Here is a 19,428-nt window from a genome sequence, read left to right as displayed (position 1 = left end):
ATTATTCCCGCATTAACGCAGTGCAAACGATTTGCACTGCGTGCCACTGCAGGTCTCATATGGGGCACGAACTTTCCCATACGAGTGGCGAAACTAGATCTCCGAACTACGTTGAACCTGTTGCCAGTTTTGTGTCATAGCAACGTTTGCTCCCTCAGCGGCAAGTGGTGAATTGCCTAAAATCATATCCGCTGCTTTTTCCGCGACCATAATAGTCGGCGCGTTGAGGTTGCCATTTGGAATGGTTGGGAAGATAGATGAATCCACAACGCGTAGCCCCTTTACACCGTGCACACGGGTTTGTGAATCTACAACCGCCATTTCATCCTCACCCATTTTGCATGAACAAGAAGGGTGATAAGCACTTTCTACCGCTTGACGCACGAAAGCATCAATTTCTTCATCGGTTTGGATATGCTCACCAGGTTGGATCTCGCTCTGTCTAAAGTCATCAAACGCACTTTGCTCGATGATTTCACGAGTCAACCTGACACATGCTCTAAACCCTTCGATGTCTTCTTGTTCTGCCAGATAATTAAACTGTATTTTAGGCGCCACCGTTGGATCTGCTGATTTAATCGTTACTTCACCACGGCTCTTTGGTTTATTGTGGCCGACATGAACTTGGAACCCATGACCATCAAAGGCACTTTTACCATCATAGCGAATGGCTGCAGGTAAAAAGTGGTACTGAAGATCTGGCCACTCAACGCCCGCTTTCGAACGAATAAAAGCACAAGACTCAAAGTGGTTGGTCGCGCCAAGACCTGACTTATCAAGTAACCATCTTGCACCGATCAAGCCTTTAGAAATTAACCCCAACTTGCCATTCAAGGTGATGGGCTGCTTACACTTGTATTGGAAATAAAACTCCAAGTGATCTTGAAGGTTTTTGCCCACTCCGGGTAAATGGTGTTTTACTTCAACGCCTGCGGCAGTCAACGCTTCTTTATCGCCAATGCCAGATAATTGTAATAAGTGCGGTGAACCGATTGAACCTGCACTTAGGATCACTTCCTTCGCTGCATTCGCTTTTTTCAGGTTTCCTTTCACACTGTATTCAACGCCTGTAGCGGTTTTGCCATCTAACAGTACTTTTTGTACCAAGGCACCCGTGACTATGGTGAGGTTACTGCGATGTTTAATTGGATCTAAATAGGCGCGACTTGATGAACAACGCTTACCACCTTTTACGGTCATATGCATTGGCCCAAAGCCTTCTTGCTGCTCACCGTTATAGTCTTTAGTAAACGCATAACCCGCTTGCTCACCGGCGCTAATAAAGGCGCGATAGAGCGGGTTTGCCATTTCATTACCATTATTGGTGCCAAGCGGACCTTGCTCACCACGGTACTCGTCGCCACCTAAATACCAAGATTCAGCGCGCTTGAAGTAAGGTAAACAAGACTGATAATCCCAACCTTGAGCACCACTGTCTTGCCACTCGTCAAAGTCTTTAGCATGGCCTCGAACGTACACCATGCCATTGATTGACGATGAACCACCAAGTACCTTGCCGCGAGGACAATGCATAACGCGATTGTCTAAGTGCGGCTCTGGCTCAGTATGGAACTGCCAAGCATATTTATCGGTATTCATTGGAATAGATAGCGCAGTTGGCATCTGAATAAAAATACTCTTATCACTACCGCCAGTTTCGAGTAGTAGCACTTTGTGCGCTGGATTTTCCGATAGGCGGTTTGCAAGCACACAGCCTGCAGAGCCTGCACCTACGATAATATAATCAAAATCAGTCATCATACTCCTCGATTAAAATGGACTTTCAATATCGCTCATACCAATATACACAGACTTAGTCTGGGTATATTGATCTAGCGTCTCGATGCCATTTTCGCGGCCAATGCCCGACTGCTTATAGCCTCCAACGGGCATTTCAGCGGGTGAGTTGCCATAACTATTGATCCAACAAATGCCAGCTTCTAGCTGGTGGATGACACGGTGTGCACGTTGAATATCTCTACTAAATACACCCGCGGCCAAACCTAAGTGGGTGTTGTTTGCACGTTGAATGACTTCTTCCTCGTCATCGAATACCAATACCGACATCACTGGGCCAAAGATCTCTTCTTTCACTATGGTCATGTCATCATGACAGTCGATAAATACGGTCGGTGCGACAAAGTAGCCGTTTGGCGCGGTTTCAGGACTAAGTGCCTCACCACCGGTCAGTACGGTTGCACCTTCAGCTTTGCCTTTTTCAATGTAATCCATCACCAGTGTGTGATGCTGCTTTGAGATTAGGGCACCAAGATTTACGTTTGGATCGAGCGGATCGCCCGCGATGATATTTTGTTCGGTACGCTGCTTTAACTCAGCTAAAAAGGCGTCGTAAACCTTACGCTGTACAAATACGCGTGTGCAGTTGGTACACACTTCACCTTGGGTGTAAAAGTTGCCCAACATCGCGGCACTTATCGCTTGAGAGATATCAGCATCTTCAAAAACGATAAGCGGTGATTTGCCGCCTAGCTCCATCGTCACTTCTTTTAAATTGCTTGCCGCACTTTGCATTACTTTTTTGCCAGTACCCACTTCACCGGTGAACGATACTTTTTCAATATCAGGGCTGGTAGTTAGCCATTGGCCCACCTCAGCGGCACCTTGTACCACATTGAATACGCCCGCTGGAACACCGGCTTCAATAAAGATTTCGGCCAGCTTAATCGCGCCTAGTGGTGTTTCTTCCGATGGCTTGAAAATGAGGGCGTTACCAGCGGCAAGTGCAGGGCCTGATTTCCAACACGCAATTTGCAGTGGATAATTCCACGCGCCAATGCCTGCACAAATCCCAAGGGGCTCTTTACGAGTATAGAAAAAGTCCCCTCCCACAGGCTGCTGAGTGCCAACTTGAGCGGGAGCCAACCCTGCAAAATATTCAATCACATCAGCGCCAGTTTGAATGTCTACACATTCCGCCTCTTGCCAAGGTTTACCTGTATCTAACACCTCAATCTTGGCAAGCTCATCATTGCGCTCGCGCAACAGAGATACCGCTTTATGTAAAACACGACTACGCTCAATTGGTGCCATCGCTGACCATAATGCAAAGCCCGCTTTGGCACTTTCAATCGCAGCTTGCTGAACATGACTGTCAGCAACCTCTACCTCGTAGATCACTTCATCCGTTGCTGGATTTTTTACTGCAAACTTTTCGCCTGAGTGGTTTGCCAAGAACTGGCCATGAATAAAATTTTGATATACAGGGACTGTCACATTATCCTCCAAACTGCTTAATAAGTGATTGAATGTAGCGTTTTGCGAGCGTTTCACTGTGATGAAACGCATGATGGTCAGCTTTGCTTAGCACAGCTCTTAACCAAAGTCCGTCAATCATACCGGCGGCAAGCTCAGCCGCTTCTTTTGCCTGTGCTCGCGGCATAAAAGCAGCAAACGAAGTCGCTAGGTTACTCTGCAGACGGCGACTGTTAACGCGCTGTAGTCGGTGAAGTTCATCATCGTGCATAGATTGCGCCCAAAAACTCAACCAGGTACGCGTCGTATTTGACTGCTGCTGTACCATGGCAAAGTTAGCTTCTACGATATACATGAGTCGCTGCTCGGCACTACAACCACCGCAGGTTTTGTCCAACAAACTGTATTTCAAGTTGTTTAATAGATAGCGCACGGTTGCTTCGATCAAGCCTTGTTTACCACCAAAATAGTGGCTGATGATCCCCGATGAGAGACCCGCTCTTTTACTGATACTATTAATAGTGGTTGCTTGTAATCCTAACTCGGCAACTGACTCTAAAGTGGCGTCAATTAGCTGCTGACGACGAACAGGTTCCATTCCGACTTTTGGCATAGCTTTTTATTAATTGACCGTTCAATTAAAATAAAGCTTAGGGTGATAAAGATGAGACTTCAAGGTTGACTTTTTGTAAAAAGCCAAATTTTTGACGTTTGTACCTAGGTTAATCCCATGATAGCTAAGGGGTTTTAAAGGATTACAAAAAATCTTAAAAAATTTTAAAAAATCTGAGATTTTGCAGGTATTTGCGATAATTTACCGTTTTGATGTGACAATTTGATTAAGTTTGGTTTGACTATAAAACAACCAAAACCGAACCAAATGATGGAACTGAGTACGACTAAACATCCTTGCTAGTCAAGATTTGAAAGCAGTAACGGTTGGTAACTAGGAAACCTATTTGAGACAGTGGAAACCCCAAAAGACGCGTTTGACTGATAACTCGCTACTAACAATTCAATCTTAGGTTTAAGCGCTAAGATCGCCTCATCAATTTTACTTTTCAGCCTCGCACTAAAAACATTTTTACGCAGCAAAAAGTGTACTTGGTTATCATGTACCACGTAAGGCCAAGCCTGCGCAGCGTCAAGCCCTCGCTCTTTGATAAAATAGTTCCCCGTGATCACATCATCCACAATAAAATCAACGCGCGCTTTCATTAACATTTCAACCCGCCGTTGCGCACTGGCAATACTCACAAACTGATCTTTATAGTGGGGATCTTGTTTAAGCTTATCAAGTTCCTCTCCATAGTAAGATCCGATGCTCAACCCTATGGTTTTCGATTGCTTTAGTAATGAAGCTAAATCGGCAAGCGCTGTGGGAGGTGATAACGAAAATAATCGCATACGTTCAAAACGGTAGGGCAGAGAGAAATCTCCGTATGCTTCTCTATCTTTAGTGTAGCTAACCATTACCGCGACATCTATCACTCCTTTTGACATTTCTTCAAAAGTGCGAGCGCTGGAAGGGAGGCGAATATAGGTGGTACACACGGCAACATGCTGGAACACCATCTCGGCAATGTCTACGTCTAGGCCCCAAGGCCCAAGCTCATCAAACACAGTTAATGGCGGCCAATCGGCAACAACGCCAATATTCACCGTTTTACTGCATTCGCTCGCACTGACAGGGGGAAATACCAAACCCCACACCAATATAGCCATGCCAATCAAGTTATTCACTGATATGTACTGCTTAACCATGACACCTCGTGAGCAAGTCTATGACAATCGGCCTTATAACATGACGACTCAGTTCATTGCATAGGCACTATCTTTAGTAGTAACAATATATTTACCTAAAGCCTAGATTACAATGCCTAATTATTAAACTATTTAAGTCAAAAAACGTATCGGTGCTCACAGAAACAAAAAAGCGTGACGTAAACCCCCTTTACATCACGCTTGTTTTGGCACTTTATGGCTGATATTCGAATACCTCTTCAATAGAGACATTAAATACATGCGCTATCTTAAATGCTACCTCAAGCGAAGGGGAGTATTTTGCAGCCTCGATCGCCATAATCGTTTGTCTCGTAACACCCACTCGCTCAGCAAGCTCTTTTTGTGTCATTTCACCGCTCATAAAACGTAGCATTCTGATTTTGTTTTTTATTGGTAAATCAGCCATACACAGCTCCCAAACGAGCTTTGACGAGCTGAGTTCCATAACCGACCAATTCAGCCAGCAAAAATGCAATCACTAAAATATGAAGTGGTGAAAATGGTAGTTCAAAAGGAAGCGCTTGCGACCAATTTTGCGCTTCAGCAGAATACTGGAAAATAGAGATACACACACCAACCTGAAGCACCCAGTAGGCAGGTTTGCATCCAGATAGCGCAATCAATTTTTCACGCTCATCTAACGGCTTATCCATATCTTTATCGCTAACAAAGCTCAGTAGCAGCTGACCTGCAATAGATGTCACGATAGAAATAACAATCACCTTAAGCAACAATCCTGATACCCAACTCGGATCTTGACGTAACTGCTCTGTAGCCGCTGTTATTTCGCCTAAATAAAAATACAAGATATAACCTGTTACCAAAAACTCTATCGCAATCGTTAAGTCACGGAAACTCAACGAGTCTAAAAACGCTTTAATCTTATTGTTGCTTTCCATGTTATCCTCACTTTACTCAAGGTTAAGTATTTTTAACATTAAAAGCGTAAACTTTGCTCAACAACAAGTCAAATATTTCTTACTTTAAGTCAAGTTTAAGTAACCAACCTAAATTCGAGATAAGAAGTTAGTTATTAAACTAAAATCCCTAAGCTCAAAAGTGTAATATCACTCTAGCCAGAAGTTATTTCTTAATACAAGGCAAATTTGTGCGTCAATAGCTGGCCTATTGCAAGCAAATTTAACGCAGTAGTAAGGGGTAACAGCTGCTAGAGAACAAGTTGTTATCCCGGGTTCAGGTTAACTAGAAACGCTTTCGAAATTCGCTTGGCGTTAAGCCCATACATTTATTAAACACCTTACGGCAGGCTGTCGTATCCTCGTATCCTACCTGGTGCGCAATCCAATCAAATGGCTTGCTCGTGCTTTCTAATAAATCACACATTTTCTGCACCCGAAACCGTTGCAGATATTGATTTGGATTGAGTCCGAGCACCTTAGCAAAACGTCGCTGTAAGGTTCTTTGCGTAAGTAGAGCGATATCAGCTAGTTCTGTAATTGAAATATTGTGACCATAACGGGTGTTAATATATTGCTGAGCGCGCAGCACAGCATCGTCACCATGTTGAAAGTTTGGCTGAAATTGATGATAGTAGCTCTGCTCCCGCTGAGCCGTATCTACGACAAGCGTTTTGCCTAACTTGCGCATGACCAAGTGACCACTATATTTTTTGACTAGCTCTAATCCAAGATCAAGCCATGACATCATACCGCCAGCCGACATAATATCATTGTGATCGATTAAAATTTTTCGTGTATCAATAGGCTGGTTAGGAAAGTGCCGTTTAAATGCCTCAGTTAACCCCCAATGCGTGGTAAGTAAGCGCTGATGACTTAGCCCCGAGGCCGCAAGTATAAAAGCCCCCGCACAGGCAGAGGCGATAACTGCACCTTGTTGGTGCTGCTCGGTTAACCAAGCAAGTAATTGAGGTTCAGGTTTGAGGTAATAATCAGAACTAACACTCGGCGGCAATAACACAATATTGTAATCCCCCTTTACAGCACTACTAAAGGTGACAACATGTGTTGTAAAGCGGGTATCCTGTGACTCTTCGATACAAATTCTATCAGCTAGAAAAAACAGCTCTTCTAGACCATACACAGCCGACTTCATCGCGTGAGGATAGTGACAAATCGCCACTTTTATTGGTTTCATCTACATTGTCGAATTTGAACTCAAAAATGTCATTTTAGACATTCCAGTCAAAGTTACAACTCCAGCACAATACCTCTGCAAATTAACTAACGAGGTAAAAAAATGAACAACAGCGCACTATTGGTGATCGATATTCAAAATGACTACTTTCCTGGAGGGCTTTTCCCGTTATGGAATACCGAAAATACACTAGCAAACATCAATACTGCTATCAAAAAAGCAGCAGAGCAAAACATGGAAGTCGTTTATGTCCAGCACATAGCTAATCCAGAGCAAGGAAAAGCACCATTTTTCAATGCCAACACTAGCGGTGTCGAGCTTCATAATGGCCTACGCCAAGCGCAAGAAAACGGCCACCATATCGTAAAGTCCTATGCCGACAGCTTTGAGCAAACCTCCTTAAACGATTTGCTCCAATCTAAAGGTATCGACACTTTATATATCTGCGGCATGATGACACAAAACTGTGTAACCCATACCGCGCTATCGAAATCGGCGGAGCAGTACAATGTCTACATTCTCAGTGATTGCTGCACTACCCTAGATGAAATGATCCACAAAATTGCACTCAACGGTGTTTCAACACGAGTACCTTTGATTGCCGTGTCGCAAATATAGCCCATGCTCGTCGTGATAAATCACGACACAAGCAGAAAAACCAAAAAGGCTGGATTGACCAGCCTTGATTTGAGTGACATCGAAATGAAAAGAGACTAATTAGCCTGCTGCTTATAGGCTTGTCGATAGGCGTGAAGTAGCGGCTCGGTGTAACCATTGGGTTGTACTCGGCCTTCAAATACCAAAGACAACGCCGCTTTATAAGCAAGGTTTTCACTAAGCGGTTTATGGTCGTTGAGCATTGGTTGGTAAAGGCTGTCACCTTCGTTTTGACCATCTACTACAGCCGCCATGCGCCTAAAAGTTTTTTCCACTTGCTCTTCGCTACAAATGCCATGATATAACCAGTTAGCGATATGCTGGCTTGAGATCCTAAGCGTTGCTCTGTCTTCCATTAATCCAACGTGATTGATATCAGGCACTTTTGAGCAACCTACACCTTGATCTATCCAGCGCACCACGTAGCCCAAAATACCCTGCGCGTTATTGTCTAATTCGGCTTGAATATCCTCCGCAGACAAATCGTTTTCTAACATCAACGGGGGCGTAAGTAAGTTATCGAGCGATGCCTGCTGACGTGTTCTTATCTCAAGTTGGCGTGCAAACACATCCACATAGTGATAGTGCATCGCATGGAGCGTTGCTGCGGTAGGAGAGGGCACCCATGCAGTATTAGCACCAGACTCAGGATGGCCTTGCTTTTGCTCCATCATCAGCGCCATTTTATCTGGCATTGGCCACATTCCTTTGCCTATTTGTGCCTTTTTCCTAAAACCGGTTTTAAGGCCAATATCCACATTTTGATCTTCATAGGCCGCTATCCAAGACTGTCCTTTAATTGCCACTTTGGGCAATACAGGGCCCGCCAGCATTGAGGTATGAATTTCATCGCCTGTTCTATCCAAAAAGCCAGTATTGATAAATACTACACGCTGCTTAGCGGCAGCAATACACGCTTTTAAGTTTACCGAAGTACGGCGCTCTTCATCCATAATCCCCATTTTAATGGTATTTTTGGGTAGCGAGAGCAGCGCTTCAACTCGGCTAAATAGGGTATCAGTGAAAGCGACTTCTTCAGGCCCGTGCATCTTTGGCTTCACGATATTGATACTTGCTGCCGTCGAGTTTTTAAACGGACTATTGCCTTGTAAATCATGCAGCGCAGCCGTGCTTGTCATGATGGCATCTAAGATCCCTTCGAACTGCTCGTTTCCTTCTGCATCCAGTATCGCTGGCGTTGTCATTAGGTGGCCAACATTGCGCACAAACATCATAGAGCGACCTTTTAGTGTCATACGCTGGCCTTGTGTATCTACGTAACTTCGGTCGGCATTTAGCGTCCGAGTCAGCGATTGGCCTGACTTTTCAAAGGTCTCACTCAAGCTCCCTTTCATCAAGCCTAACCAATTTTGGTATACCAATACTTTGTCTTGTGCATCCACCGCCGCAACTGAGTCTTCACAATCCATGATTGTCGTAAGTGCAGCCTCAAGGACGACATCTTTGATCCCGGCTTTGTCTGCCTGTCCTATCGGATGGTGTGGATCAATTTGGATCTCAATATGCAGATCATGGTGGCGCAACAATACCGCGCTTGGATTTTGTGCCTCCCCCTGATAACCCACTAGCTGCTCAGGCTTTTGCAGTGCAACTTGGGTGCTGTCGTTGAGTGTAATCACCAAATTGCCGTCTAGAATCGCGTAGTTCGTACTTTCTATGTGAGAACCTTCAGCCAACGGCAGTGCTTTATCGAGAAACTGCCTAGCATAAGCCATTACTTTAAACCCACGGTTCGGATTATAGGCTTGAGTACGCTCAGCACCATCCTCTTCGCCAAGAACATCCGTTCCATAGAGCGCATCATACAAAGAGCCCCAGCGCGCATTCGCCGCATTGAGCGCAAACCTAGCGTTACTGACAGGCACCACTAACTGAGGACCGGCTGCGCTCGCAATTTCAGGCTCCACATGCTCGGTTTCGATGGCAAAATCTTCAGGCTCAGGCTGCAAATAACCGATAGATTCAAGAAATGTCCGATATTCTGCCGACTGCCAATCAGGATGAGAGAGATGGTAATCGTCAATTTGCTGTTGCAGGGTATCGCGTTTGTTGAGTAACGCTTGGTTTTGCTTCCCAAGTTCCGAAAAAATATCCGCTACGCCTTGCCAAAATTGATTGACCGCGATCCCCGTACCGGGAAGTAGAGATTGCTCAACAAACTGCGCCAGTGGAATCGCAATTTGGAAGCCTGAATGAGTGACATACTTGCTCATGGAGAGTCCTTGATTAACATTTTTTGAACGGGATAGGTCAAACATAAAACAATTTTTGGAAAAACGAACCCCTTTTCCCATTCACAAAAAATATACTCGTAATAATAACTATAAATTTAAAAAATCTAATTTATCGGCCTAGTGTTTAATTAAGCCCGCAGCCAACCACTCTCACACCAGTTGGTTTCGTGTAACAAACAACCAGAATTTAATTTGATTTATAGTACCCGTTCAAAGGAAGCTAATTATGTCTCAGTATCAAACTCAGTTAGATCATTTCTCTAGTCTATGCCAAAGCCAAGGAAAAACTTGGCAGTCTATCAGTCCTGAGTATGCCAGCCGTATGCACCTACAAAACCGTTTTAAAACCGGTTTGGACATTGCAAAATACACGGCAAAAGTGATGCGTGAAGACATGGCAGCGTACGACGCAGATAGCAGCCAATACACGCAATCGCTTGGTTGTTGGCACGGTTTTACCGCGCAACAAATGATGATGGCAGTAAAGCGTCACAATAAAACCACAAAACGCTCTTACGTCTACCTAAGTGGCTGGATGGTTGCTGCGCTGCGCTCAGAGTTTGGCCCACTACCAGACCAAAGTATGCATGAAAAAACAGCGGTTCCAGCTTTGATTGAAGAGATCTACACTTTCCTCAAGCAAGCCGATGCGCGAGAGCTAGATCATCTCTACAAAGATCTTGATGCAACGAGAGCAAAAGGCCAAGATACAACAGAGATCCTTAGCAAAATCGATAACTTCGAAACCCATGTCGTGCCTATCATTGCTGATATTGATGCCGGTTTTGGTAACGAAGAAGCAACCTACCTATTAGCTAAACAAATGATTGAAGCGGGTGCTTGTGCAATTCAAATCGAAAACCAAGTATCGGACGCAAAACAGTGTGGCCACCAAGCAGGTAAAGTAACGGTTCCTCATGAAGACTTTTTAGCCAAGATTAACGCTGTACGATATGCTTTCCTTGAGCTTGGTGTTGAAGATGGCGTTATCGTCGCACGCACTGACTCATTGGGTGCAAGTTTGACGCAAAAAGTGCCAGTATCAAAAGCGCAGGGCGACCTTGCGAGTCAATACACTAGCTATTTAGACACTACGCCAGTTACCTCGGCCGCTGACTTACAAGAAGGTGAGATGGCAATTAAATTGAGTGGCGAACTGCAAAAGCCAGTTCGCTTAGACAACGGTTTATACCAGTTCAGAGCAGGCACAGAAAAAGATCGTGTGGTACTAGACTGTGTAACCAGTCTTCAATCAGGCGCAGATCTATTGTGGATTGAAACCGAAAAGCCAAATATCGAGCAAATTGCCGAGCTAGTTAACCGAGTTCGCGAACAAGTGCCTAACGCTAAGCTTGTGTACAACAACTCGCCATCGTTCAACTGGACATTAAAATTCCGTGAACAGGTATACCAACAATGGCAAGAGCAAGGTAAAGACTTATCGGTATACCCAAATCCAAGCGCGGATGCAAAAGTATTGATGGCGCCAGAGTTAGACGCAACCGAGTTGGCAACCGAAGCCGATTTACTGGTGCAAAACTTCCAGCGTGACTCGGCAAGAGAAGCGGGAATTTTCCATCACCTTATTACACTGCCAACTTACCATACAGCAGCGCTCAGCACTGATATTCTGGCTGAAGGCTATTTTGGTGACGCGGGTATGCTTGCCTATGTGCGCGATGTGCAACGACAAGAAATCCGTCGCGAACAAGCATCAGTTAAACACCAAGACTTGGCAGGCTCTAATATCGGTGACACGCACAAAGAGTATTTCTCTGGTGAGAACGCACTCAAAGCAGGCGGTGAAGCCAACACCATGAACCAGTTCTAAACACTGGATTTAGATAACGACTTATATAGTTCCTTAATCAGCAAGGGCCGTCAGGCCCTTTTATCTATTGTGGATCAGATTTTTACTAGCCACTGGTAACTGAGATCACGTATTTACCAACGCCAGTTATTCAGATCATATTTTTACTAACCTAGACCTATTTGAGATCAGAATTTTATTAACTCAATACCTAACGATCCCGATCTTTACAGTAAAGATCTAAGATCCAGACAAAAAAGAGCGCATTTGTGACTTTTTTCACTTTCACAAACCAAAATTTTACTAACTAAACCAGCGACAGGTCACATTTTTACTAACTTACTTAGTAAAATTTTGTTCTGAGTTTATTTTGACTAAAAATCAAAATATGACTAACCTCAGATTTATAAGCACTTCATTCTGCTGTAAACCCCCTTTACACTTTCCATATTTACCCCACTTTTCCATGTAAAACTATAAAACTGATTACAGTACATTGAAGTTGATACATGACCCCCATTAAGAACTTAATAAAAGCAGTAGCACTGCTTACAGCGATGCATTGCCTGGCAGGGAATACAGTTATCAAGGAAATAGAAGATTTAGAAAAGGCAGGGAAATACACCGAAGCCTTAGTTAAAATTGAAACGGCCAGCGTCAGTGAAGAAGAAGAAACGCGATATCAAGCGATTTATTTGCAGGCCATGATTTATCGAAAGCAAGACTTATATGAGAAATCAATATCTACTCTTAGCTATATCGAAAAGCAGTTTTTCCTTACCGAAGCGCGCAAGTATGATTTATACAGAGAGATAGGCATTAACTATCGTAACTTAAGCCAGCTTGAGCAGGCCGAGTCTTTTTACTTAAAAGCGCTCGCTTCAGCCGAGGCAATGGATAAATCAAATTTAGTGGCGCAAACCTATAATAATCTAGGTGTTGTTGCCGACCATAGAAATCTGCTTGCGCAATCTATGCAATATCACTTAAAAGCCTATGAATTACTAAAAGGAACTGATCAGTACGAAAAGCAAGGGGCTAACTTTTATAATCTCGGTGATATTTCTGTGCGTATGGGGGATGAGGAAAATGCAGAGTATTTCTTTCAACAAGCTCTCGTTGCAGATAAAGCTTCAAAAGAATTACGCAACGTCGCAGGCACGGCCCTTCGCTTGGGAGAGCTGAAGTTTAAGAACGGTAAAACGGACGAAGCATTAGCGCAAACAAAAGAGGCCATTGAATTTCTAAAAGAACTCAATGCTAGGGTTTCACTCGCTAGGGCATATCGAAACTCCGCATTGATCCATATAGCCAAGGCAGACTTAGACAATGCCCTGTCGGATGCACTTGCAGGCATTGAATATGCCACTCAAACCAGTTCAACACTGCAACAATTTTACGCCTACTTGACGGAGTTAGAAGTTAGGCTAAAACGTAAAGAATTAGCCAAAGCAAAAACACTACTCACCAAGCTGGACGCCCTAACCGAAATAGAAACGGCAGAGGTGCTGCTCGAAAAATATCATCGCCTTAAAGCGATAACGCTTGCTGCACATCATGAATACGCCCAAGCTTTTCAATTTATGAAGTCGACTTCAAAGCTACAGACTCAACTTCATGAAACATTACTAGAAAAACAAGTAAGTACCTATAAAGCCAGTATTGACGCGCTTATTCAATCTCAACAACTGGAGCAAGCACGCTCTGCACAAGCCATAACCGAGGTTAACTTACAAAACGCCAAGCTATCCACACAAATGTGGGTGATCACTGCAATCTCGACCTTTTTAGCTGGATTATTTCTAGTCGGATTTTTTGTCGTCAAGCATAGAAATGCGGCGCTAAAAGCAAAAATGTATCAATTGAATATTGAGCATAAAGATAAAATGCTGGCCGATATTTCCCACGAGTTACGTACGCCACTTAGTGTCTTAAAACTCCATATCGAAGCGATGGAACACAATCTTATTGATGACAGCACACTTGCATATGCCAAGATCAACAACAAGATAAATCAGCTAAATGAATTGATCTCGAACGTATATCAATTGTCTCAAGCTGATCATGACGCGCTTGTGATCCACCCCCAACAGCATGGCGCGAAAACGGTTATCCAAAGCTATGTGTACGATATTGAAAGATTAGTAACTAGTAATCAGCTGCAATTTATCGCCGACATTCACGTCGATGATATGAGTATTTACATTGATAAACCAAAGCTGGATAGGGTTATCGATAATCTTGCTAAGAATGCATGTTTATACACAGATAAACCCGGCAAGGTAAGGTTTAAAGCCGTGGTCAATAAACAAGGACTATTCCTACAAGTAGATGATAGCTCACCAGGCGTATCTGAAGCCGAGCAAAACAAACTGTTTGAACGCTTGTACCGTGTCGAGGCATCGAGAAGTCGTGCAACAGGAGGCTCAGGTCTTGGTTTATCTATTTGTAAGAGCTTAATTGAAGCGATGAATGGAAAAATCACAGTGAAGTCCGGGAAGTATGGCGGTTTGTGTATTCAGATAAACTTACCTCACGCGGTAGATGTACCAGCATAAAGTACAAAAGGCTAAGCAGATGCTTGGCCTTTTGTCTTTCTGAGCTTGCTTAGAAACGGTAGCTGATATTGCCATACACAAAACGACCATCGGTGTTATATGCCGAGAACGCAGAGTAAGGGAAGATCTGGTTAAACGTTGTATAACCAATATTACTAACAGTATCTTGAGGATATTGATCAAATAGATTGTTAGCGCCTACAGCAACCTTCCAGTTGTCACCTAGGTTATAAGCCACTTCTAAATCAGTGATCCATTTAGCATCTAATACTTCATCGCCCTCTACTGCGCTCGAAGAATCTACCGTTTCACCATAGCGTGTGGCACGTAATGTCGTCTGCCAATCGCCAAATTGCCAAATTGCAGCTAGGTTCCATTTGTCTTTTGGTGTCCCATCTTCAAATCGTGCAATTTCACGACGAGCAAAGTACTCATAGCTGTCACCAAGGGCTTCAAGCTCAGCAGGGTTTGCTTTTACATGCGTCACTTCAGTGTCATTGATGTTTACCGCGGCACTTAAACGCAGATTACCGTAGTCGGCAAGATCAAAACTGTACGTTGCTACGATATCCACACCTTGAGTGCGCGAGTCGATAGCATTAGTGAAGTACCTTACACTTTGCGTATTAAGCTCACCCGCTTGCTGCAAAATATTAATGACCTCAGGACCGCCCAAGTTCTCAGAAAGGACGATGCGATCGTCGATGTCAATTCGATAGGCATCCACAGTAAATGAGAACGCGTCTAGTGTGTAGACAAAGCCCGCCGTCATATTGACCGACTCTTCCGGTTCAAGCTCTCGAGCACCCAGCGCTTTTGCAGCTGGCGTATCAACAGGGAAGTGGCCAACTTCACTCGGTACGCCATTTTCAAATACCGTAGCAATTGATTTATAGGACGTTTGAGCCAATGAAGGCGCTCTAAAGCCTGTGCTTACTGCACCACGTAGTGAAAAGTTATCCGACACCACATAGCGCGATGCCAGTTTACTGGTGAAAGTGCTGCCAAAATCACTGTAATCTTCAAAACGACCCGCCAAGACGACATTCCAGTCCTGCGTTAAGTAGGTATCAAACTCTGCGAATAAAGCGATGTTATGACGAGATTCATCGACAGCACTTGCTGGTGAGAAACCAGCGAGCACCTGCGCACCACCAGCTGCAACGGGATTGCCTTCTGCATCAAGCACGGTGAGGTAAGACGCTTCTTCACCGACTTCAATTTCATAGGTTTCGCGGCGATATTCTGCACCAATCGTGAAAAATACGTCATCCGGTAAGCCCAAATCCAATGCCGTTTTAGCATCAGCATTCACAAGCCACTGTGAATAGACTAAAGCGCCGTTATTAAACTCAGTCGGACTTGTTACCCCCATCGAAGTATTCAAACTATTTACGACACCCAAAGCGAAGTCATTCACACCATAGTTTGTACTGATATCGTAATCCCACTCACCTTGAGTGCCTTTTACACCAACCGCAAAAGAGTAATCATCTACATCGCTGACGATTTGAGGCAAGAAACCATCTGGGTATACCGCAGTTAAGTTGCGGCTGTCATTTGCGCGACGATAGAAACCACCGGAGTTACCTTCACGTGTTGAGTAGCTACCAAATGAATAAAGTTCGGTTTCCGCATCTAGGTTGTAACCCGCATTATAAAATAGTGCAAAGTCTTCCACTTCAGCTTTACCAAAACGGTGGTTGTAGCGATCAAATGAAAACTCTCTTGAGTCAAGTTGACCATTTTCATCACGAGCATACTGCTCTCTTGGATCAAAGCCTGAACGATTAGTCGGTTTTTTATCTCTATATTCGGCAGACAGATTAATAAAACCTTCATTACCTAAAGCAAAACCAACGTTGGCACCAATTGTTGTAGTACCGCCATCATTACGCTTGCGGTCATCTCCAAGCACAAAGTCTAAATCGCCCGCAGCGTTTGCACGGGTTTGTAATAAGTCAGGGACACCTGCCATCTGCGTATCGTGCTCACCATAGGTCACACTAATACTGCCGCCTTCTTCGGCATCTTTAAGCACAATATTAATAACGCCAGCAATGGCATCTGAGCCGTATTGAGCAGCAGCGCCATCACGCAGTACTTCTATACGCTTAATCGCGGCAGCTGGGATAGTATTTAAATCAACCGCCGTTGAACCACGACCAACGGTACCATTTAAATTCAATAATGCGCCAGCATGACGACGCTTACCATTAACCAGCACTAAGGTGTGATCCGGTGCTAAACCTCTAAGCACTGCCGGACGGGCGTGATCCGTACCATCCGCCAGCGTTGAATTTGGGAAGTTAAAACTTGGCACGAGCGTAGTGAGTACTTGGCTCAGCTCCAGCTGACCGGTACTTTGCATATCTTCTAAAGAAATCACATCTACCGGCACCGTGCTCTCGGCAATACTACGAAGACTTCTTCGTGTACCCGTGATTTCGATGACTTCAACACTTTCTTTGGCTTCAGTGTTGTTACTTTCTGCTTGCGCATGGATTGAAATAGTTGAAAGAAGCGCAGCACCGACAGCCAACGAGATTGGCTTGCGAACAGCGTTTTCCAGCTTGTTATTAATAAATTGCATAGTTTGTCCCGTGAATATGTTGAACGCAGAGTCTGTAAAAGACCGATTATTACTTAATTTAGTCGATATGAAGATAAATCAAGACTGAATAGGTACCCAAGTAAATAACACAAATTCGGTACGACCCCCATTAGACTTAAGACTAAAATGTTGGTACTTACTAATTCAATACCACCCTAAGATTAAGCAAATCTCATCAGAAAAGATGCGAATTTTAGAATTATTCTTTCATCGACAATAAAGAATTTTTAGATCTAACTTATACCTCATAAGGGCACTGGTCTGATGTTTACTCACTCCATCTTTACTCCACATTGAAGCGCTTAAATACCAATATGCAGAAACGGAGAGTACCAATGACACAACGGACGCTAAAACATGCTGAATGGTTGAAAATTGTTGAATCTAGAGCGAACCAGCAGCAACTTCAAATAAAGCCAAAAAATAAACTATCACCAGCTGTGATTTGGACTTTTGTACTAGCCACTATTATTTCACTGATAAGTGCATGGGCATTTGTTACCGAAACGCCTGAGGCACCCACTCAGCAGCTTAGTAAAGAATCCCAAATGCGTATCAACCGCTACTTTACCAAACAGTATATGGTTGGAAGCTGGCAGTTCTCACATTTAAAAACCAGTAAAGATGACATCAATGTGTTTATCCGTATCCCGACTAAATTAGCATTAACGGGACAGGCACTGAAGGGTTATATCGAGCAGTCACTATGCCCACCGGCCAATAGCAATGTTTGGCGTGATGTCAGCCAGTTTGCGCTTTATATGCACTTGTATTCGGATACGCCACGCCACAGTGACTATGCCAAGTGCAAGACACCTTAATCATTTCAGGTTAAATTCTTTTATCTTTCGTTCAAAGGCCCAATGGGCCTTTTTTGTTTTTTTGGATTTCAAGCGTTATTTCGAGCTATCGTGGTTGCCAAGCTGACTTACCGGCTCGAGCTCAAGTTTAGCTTTTTCTTCGAGTTCTTCGGGTAGCTCCTTGACTACGGCAACGCCTAGTTCTTTAAATTCAGAAGCTTGCTTAATTAAGTTGCCTTTACCCATATATAACTGAGAAAATGCTCGCTCGTAGCTCTCTTTTGCTTTATCAAGCTGCTTACCCACCCCTTCCATACTATGTAAGAAGCTATTGAGCTTGTTATAAAACTTCTCAGCTCGAAGCGCCAGCTCTCTGGTATGCTTGCTTTGCTCTTCAAAACGCCATAACTGTTTAACGATATTAAGACTGGTTAAAAGCGTTGTTGGCGTTGCCACCAATACATTGTTTTGTAAAGCGTCCTGATAAAGCGTTGGCTTATGCTTAACCGCCTCAACAAATGCAGATTCCACAGGGATAAACATGATGACCACCTCTGGGGAGTTAAGACCTGGTAAGCGCTCATAAGATTTACTACCCAACTCTTTGATCCGTGCAGTGATGGCTTCGGTGTGTGCCACAATGGCTTGATTCGCTTCACTATCGGTTGTGGCATTAATATACCTTGTATAGGCATTCAATGAGGTTTTAGCGTCAATTACCAGGTGACGAGATTGCGGTAAGTAAACCACGACGTCAGGGCGAAACTTGCCTTCGTCGGTATTAAAGTTGACTTCTCGCTGATAGTCGTAACCCGGACGTAGCCCAGCGCTATCTAGCACATTTTCGAGCATGAGTTCGCCCCAGTTGCCTTGTGCTTTCTTTTGCCCTTGTAACGCCGTGGTCAAACGATCTGCTTGCTCGGTCATGGCTTTATTGTTGGCTTGTAAGTGCAGCAATTCGGTTTTTAATGACGCCCGTTGCTTCAGCTCTTCACTATGAATGGCTTCCATTTTATCTCTAAAGCCCTTTAATTCACCTTGTACTGGCTGCAGCAACTGCTGGATTTTTTCTTTGCTTTGATGACTAAAGCGCTCGCTTTTCTCATCAAATATTTGATTCGCGAGATTGTGAAACTCTTCTTTCAGCTGGCCCTTCGCTTGCTCAAGCTGCGCGAGCTGCTGCTCAAAGCTCAGTTGCTTTTGCTCCAGCAAGGTTTGCAGATTGGCCATTTCAACTTCTAGCCCATGAGCATGCACTTGAATTTCTTCCTTGGCATCGAGCTCTCGCTGCCACAGCTGCTGATATTCAGCGGCTTGCCGTTGACGCTCAGCTAATCTCGCTTGCAATTGCTGCTGTTGGCCATGACTTTGTAGTTGCTGCGCTCTTAATTGCTCAGCGAGTTGCTCAGCTTGGCTTAGTTGCGACCTAAGTGCTTGCTCGGAGGCGAGTTGATTATTGAGTTGATTCTTGAAAGTGCTGCGCATAACCCAAACGACGGGGAGTAGGGTAGCCGCACCGCCTGCAAATAGCGCAAGACTATACCATGCAGGCGTATTGGAGAGCATTGACCAAAGCATATTGAGATCTCATCGGTTCTTCTGCTTTGATAATACCTTAGAT

Annotated in this window: 14 protein-coding genes; 4 read left to right on the top strand and 10 right to left on the bottom strand. The window is 44.1% G+C overall.

Annotated features, from left to right (window positions below; translation table 11 throughout):
- Positions 1–93 precede the first annotated feature (93 nt).
- From betA to PNC201_RS19800, 7 genes are all read right to left on the bottom strand, one after another.
- Entirely contained in the window at positions 94–1,761 is a 1,668-nt protein-coding gene (gene betA, locus PNC201_RS19830; RefSeq protein ID WP_199539721.1) for a choline dehydrogenase, read from the bottom strand.
- 9 nt (positions 1,762–1,770) lie between these two features.
- Entirely contained in the window at positions 1,771–3,234 is a 1,464-nt protein-coding gene (betB, locus tag PNC201_RS19825; protein WP_102058152.1) for a betaine-aldehyde dehydrogenase, read from the bottom strand.
- A 1-nt stretch (position 3,235) separates the two neighbouring features.
- Positions 3,236–3,826: a transcriptional regulator BetI gene (gene betI / locus PNC201_RS19820; protein WP_102058151.1), complete on the bottom strand. Its 591-nt coding sequence runs from the start codon at positions 3,824–3,826 to the stop codon at positions 3,236–3,238.
- A 299-nt stretch (positions 3,827–4,125) separates the two neighbouring features.
- On the bottom strand, positions 4,126–4,977 hold the full coding sequence (locus PNC201_RS19815) for a substrate-binding periplasmic protein (RefSeq protein WP_102058150.1): 852 nt from the start codon (positions 4,975–4,977) through the stop codon (positions 4,126–4,128).
- A 214-nt stretch (positions 4,978–5,191) separates the two neighbouring features.
- On the bottom strand, positions 5,192–5,404 hold the full coding sequence (locus tag PNC201_RS19810) for a helix-turn-helix transcriptional regulator (RefSeq protein ID WP_045988593.1): 213 nt from the start codon (positions 5,402–5,404) through the stop codon (positions 5,192–5,194).
- Positions 5,397–5,897 carry a hypothetical protein gene (locus PNC201_RS19805; RefSeq protein WP_102058149.1) on the bottom strand — a complete coding sequence of 167 codons (501 nt, stop codon included), beginning with the start codon at positions 5,895–5,897 and terminating at the stop codon, positions 5,397–5,399. Before PNC201_RS19805 ends, PNC201_RS19810 begins: the two co-directional genes overlap by 8 nt.
- A 304-nt stretch (positions 5,898–6,201) precedes the next feature.
- Positions 6,202–7,113: a GlxA family transcriptional regulator gene (locus PNC201_RS19800; protein ID WP_102058148.1), complete on the bottom strand. Its 912-nt coding sequence runs from the start codon at positions 7,111–7,113 to the stop codon at positions 6,202–6,204.
- A 102-nt stretch (positions 7,114–7,215) separates the two neighbouring features.
- Between PNC201_RS19800 and PNC201_RS19795 the strand changes: the two genes are divergently transcribed.
- Positions 7,216–7,731, top strand: a complete 516-nt coding sequence (locus PNC201_RS19795; protein ID WP_102058147.1) for a cysteine hydrolase family protein — start codon at positions 7,216–7,218, stop codon at positions 7,729–7,731.
- Positions 7,732–7,826: 95 nt separating this feature from the next.
- Here PNC201_RS19795 and PNC201_RS19790 read toward each other — a convergent pair whose 3' ends face one another.
- Entirely contained in the window at positions 7,827–10,004 is a 2,178-nt protein-coding gene (locus tag PNC201_RS19790; RefSeq protein WP_102058146.1) for a malate synthase G, read from the bottom strand.
- Between the two features lie 247 nt (positions 10,005–10,251).
- On the opposite strand from PNC201_RS19790, the gene PNC201_RS19785 reads away from it, so the two are divergent.
- The gene (locus PNC201_RS19785) at positions 10,252–11,856 is read left to right on the top strand and encodes an isocitrate lyase (RefSeq protein ID WP_102058145.1); all 1,605 of its coding nucleotides are present in this window, start codon (positions 10,252–10,254) and stop codon (positions 11,854–11,856) included.
- A gap of 488 nt (positions 11,857–12,344) precedes the next feature.
- On the top strand, positions 12,345–14,393 hold the full coding sequence (locus tag PNC201_RS19780) for an ATP-binding protein (RefSeq protein ID WP_102058144.1): 2,049 nt from the start codon (positions 12,345–12,347) through the stop codon (positions 14,391–14,393).
- Positions 14,394–14,442: 49 nt separating this feature from the next.
- Here PNC201_RS19780 and PNC201_RS19775 read toward each other — a convergent pair whose 3' ends face one another.
- Positions 14,443–16,986, bottom strand: coding sequence for a TonB-dependent receptor plug domain-containing protein (locus PNC201_RS19775; protein WP_102058143.1), 2,544 nt, complete (start codon positions 16,984–16,986; stop codon positions 14,443–14,445).
- A gap of 356 nt (positions 16,987–17,342) precedes the next feature.
- Between PNC201_RS19775 and PNC201_RS19770 the strand changes: the two genes are divergently transcribed.
- Positions 17,343–17,828 (top strand): hypothetical protein, encoded by a 486-nt coding sequence (locus tag PNC201_RS19770; RefSeq protein ID WP_102058142.1) that lies wholly within the window; start codon positions 17,343–17,345, stop codon positions 17,826–17,828.
- Between the two features lie 75 nt (positions 17,829–17,903).
- Here PNC201_RS19770 and rmuC read toward each other — a convergent pair whose 3' ends face one another.
- Positions 17,904–19,385: a DNA recombination protein RmuC gene (gene rmuC, locus PNC201_RS19765; protein ID WP_102058141.1), complete on the bottom strand. Its 1,482-nt coding sequence runs from the start codon at positions 19,383–19,385 to the stop codon at positions 17,904–17,906.
- Positions 19,386–19,428: the final 43 nt, after the last annotated feature.

This window comes from Pseudoalteromonas sp. NC201, assembly GCF_002850255.1.
Taxonomy (GTDB): Bacteria; Pseudomonadota; Gammaproteobacteria; order Enterobacterales; family Alteromonadaceae; genus Pseudoalteromonas.
The sequence above is the reverse complement of the archived record's forward strand: the minus strand, read 5'-3'. Positions and strand labels throughout refer to the sequence as shown.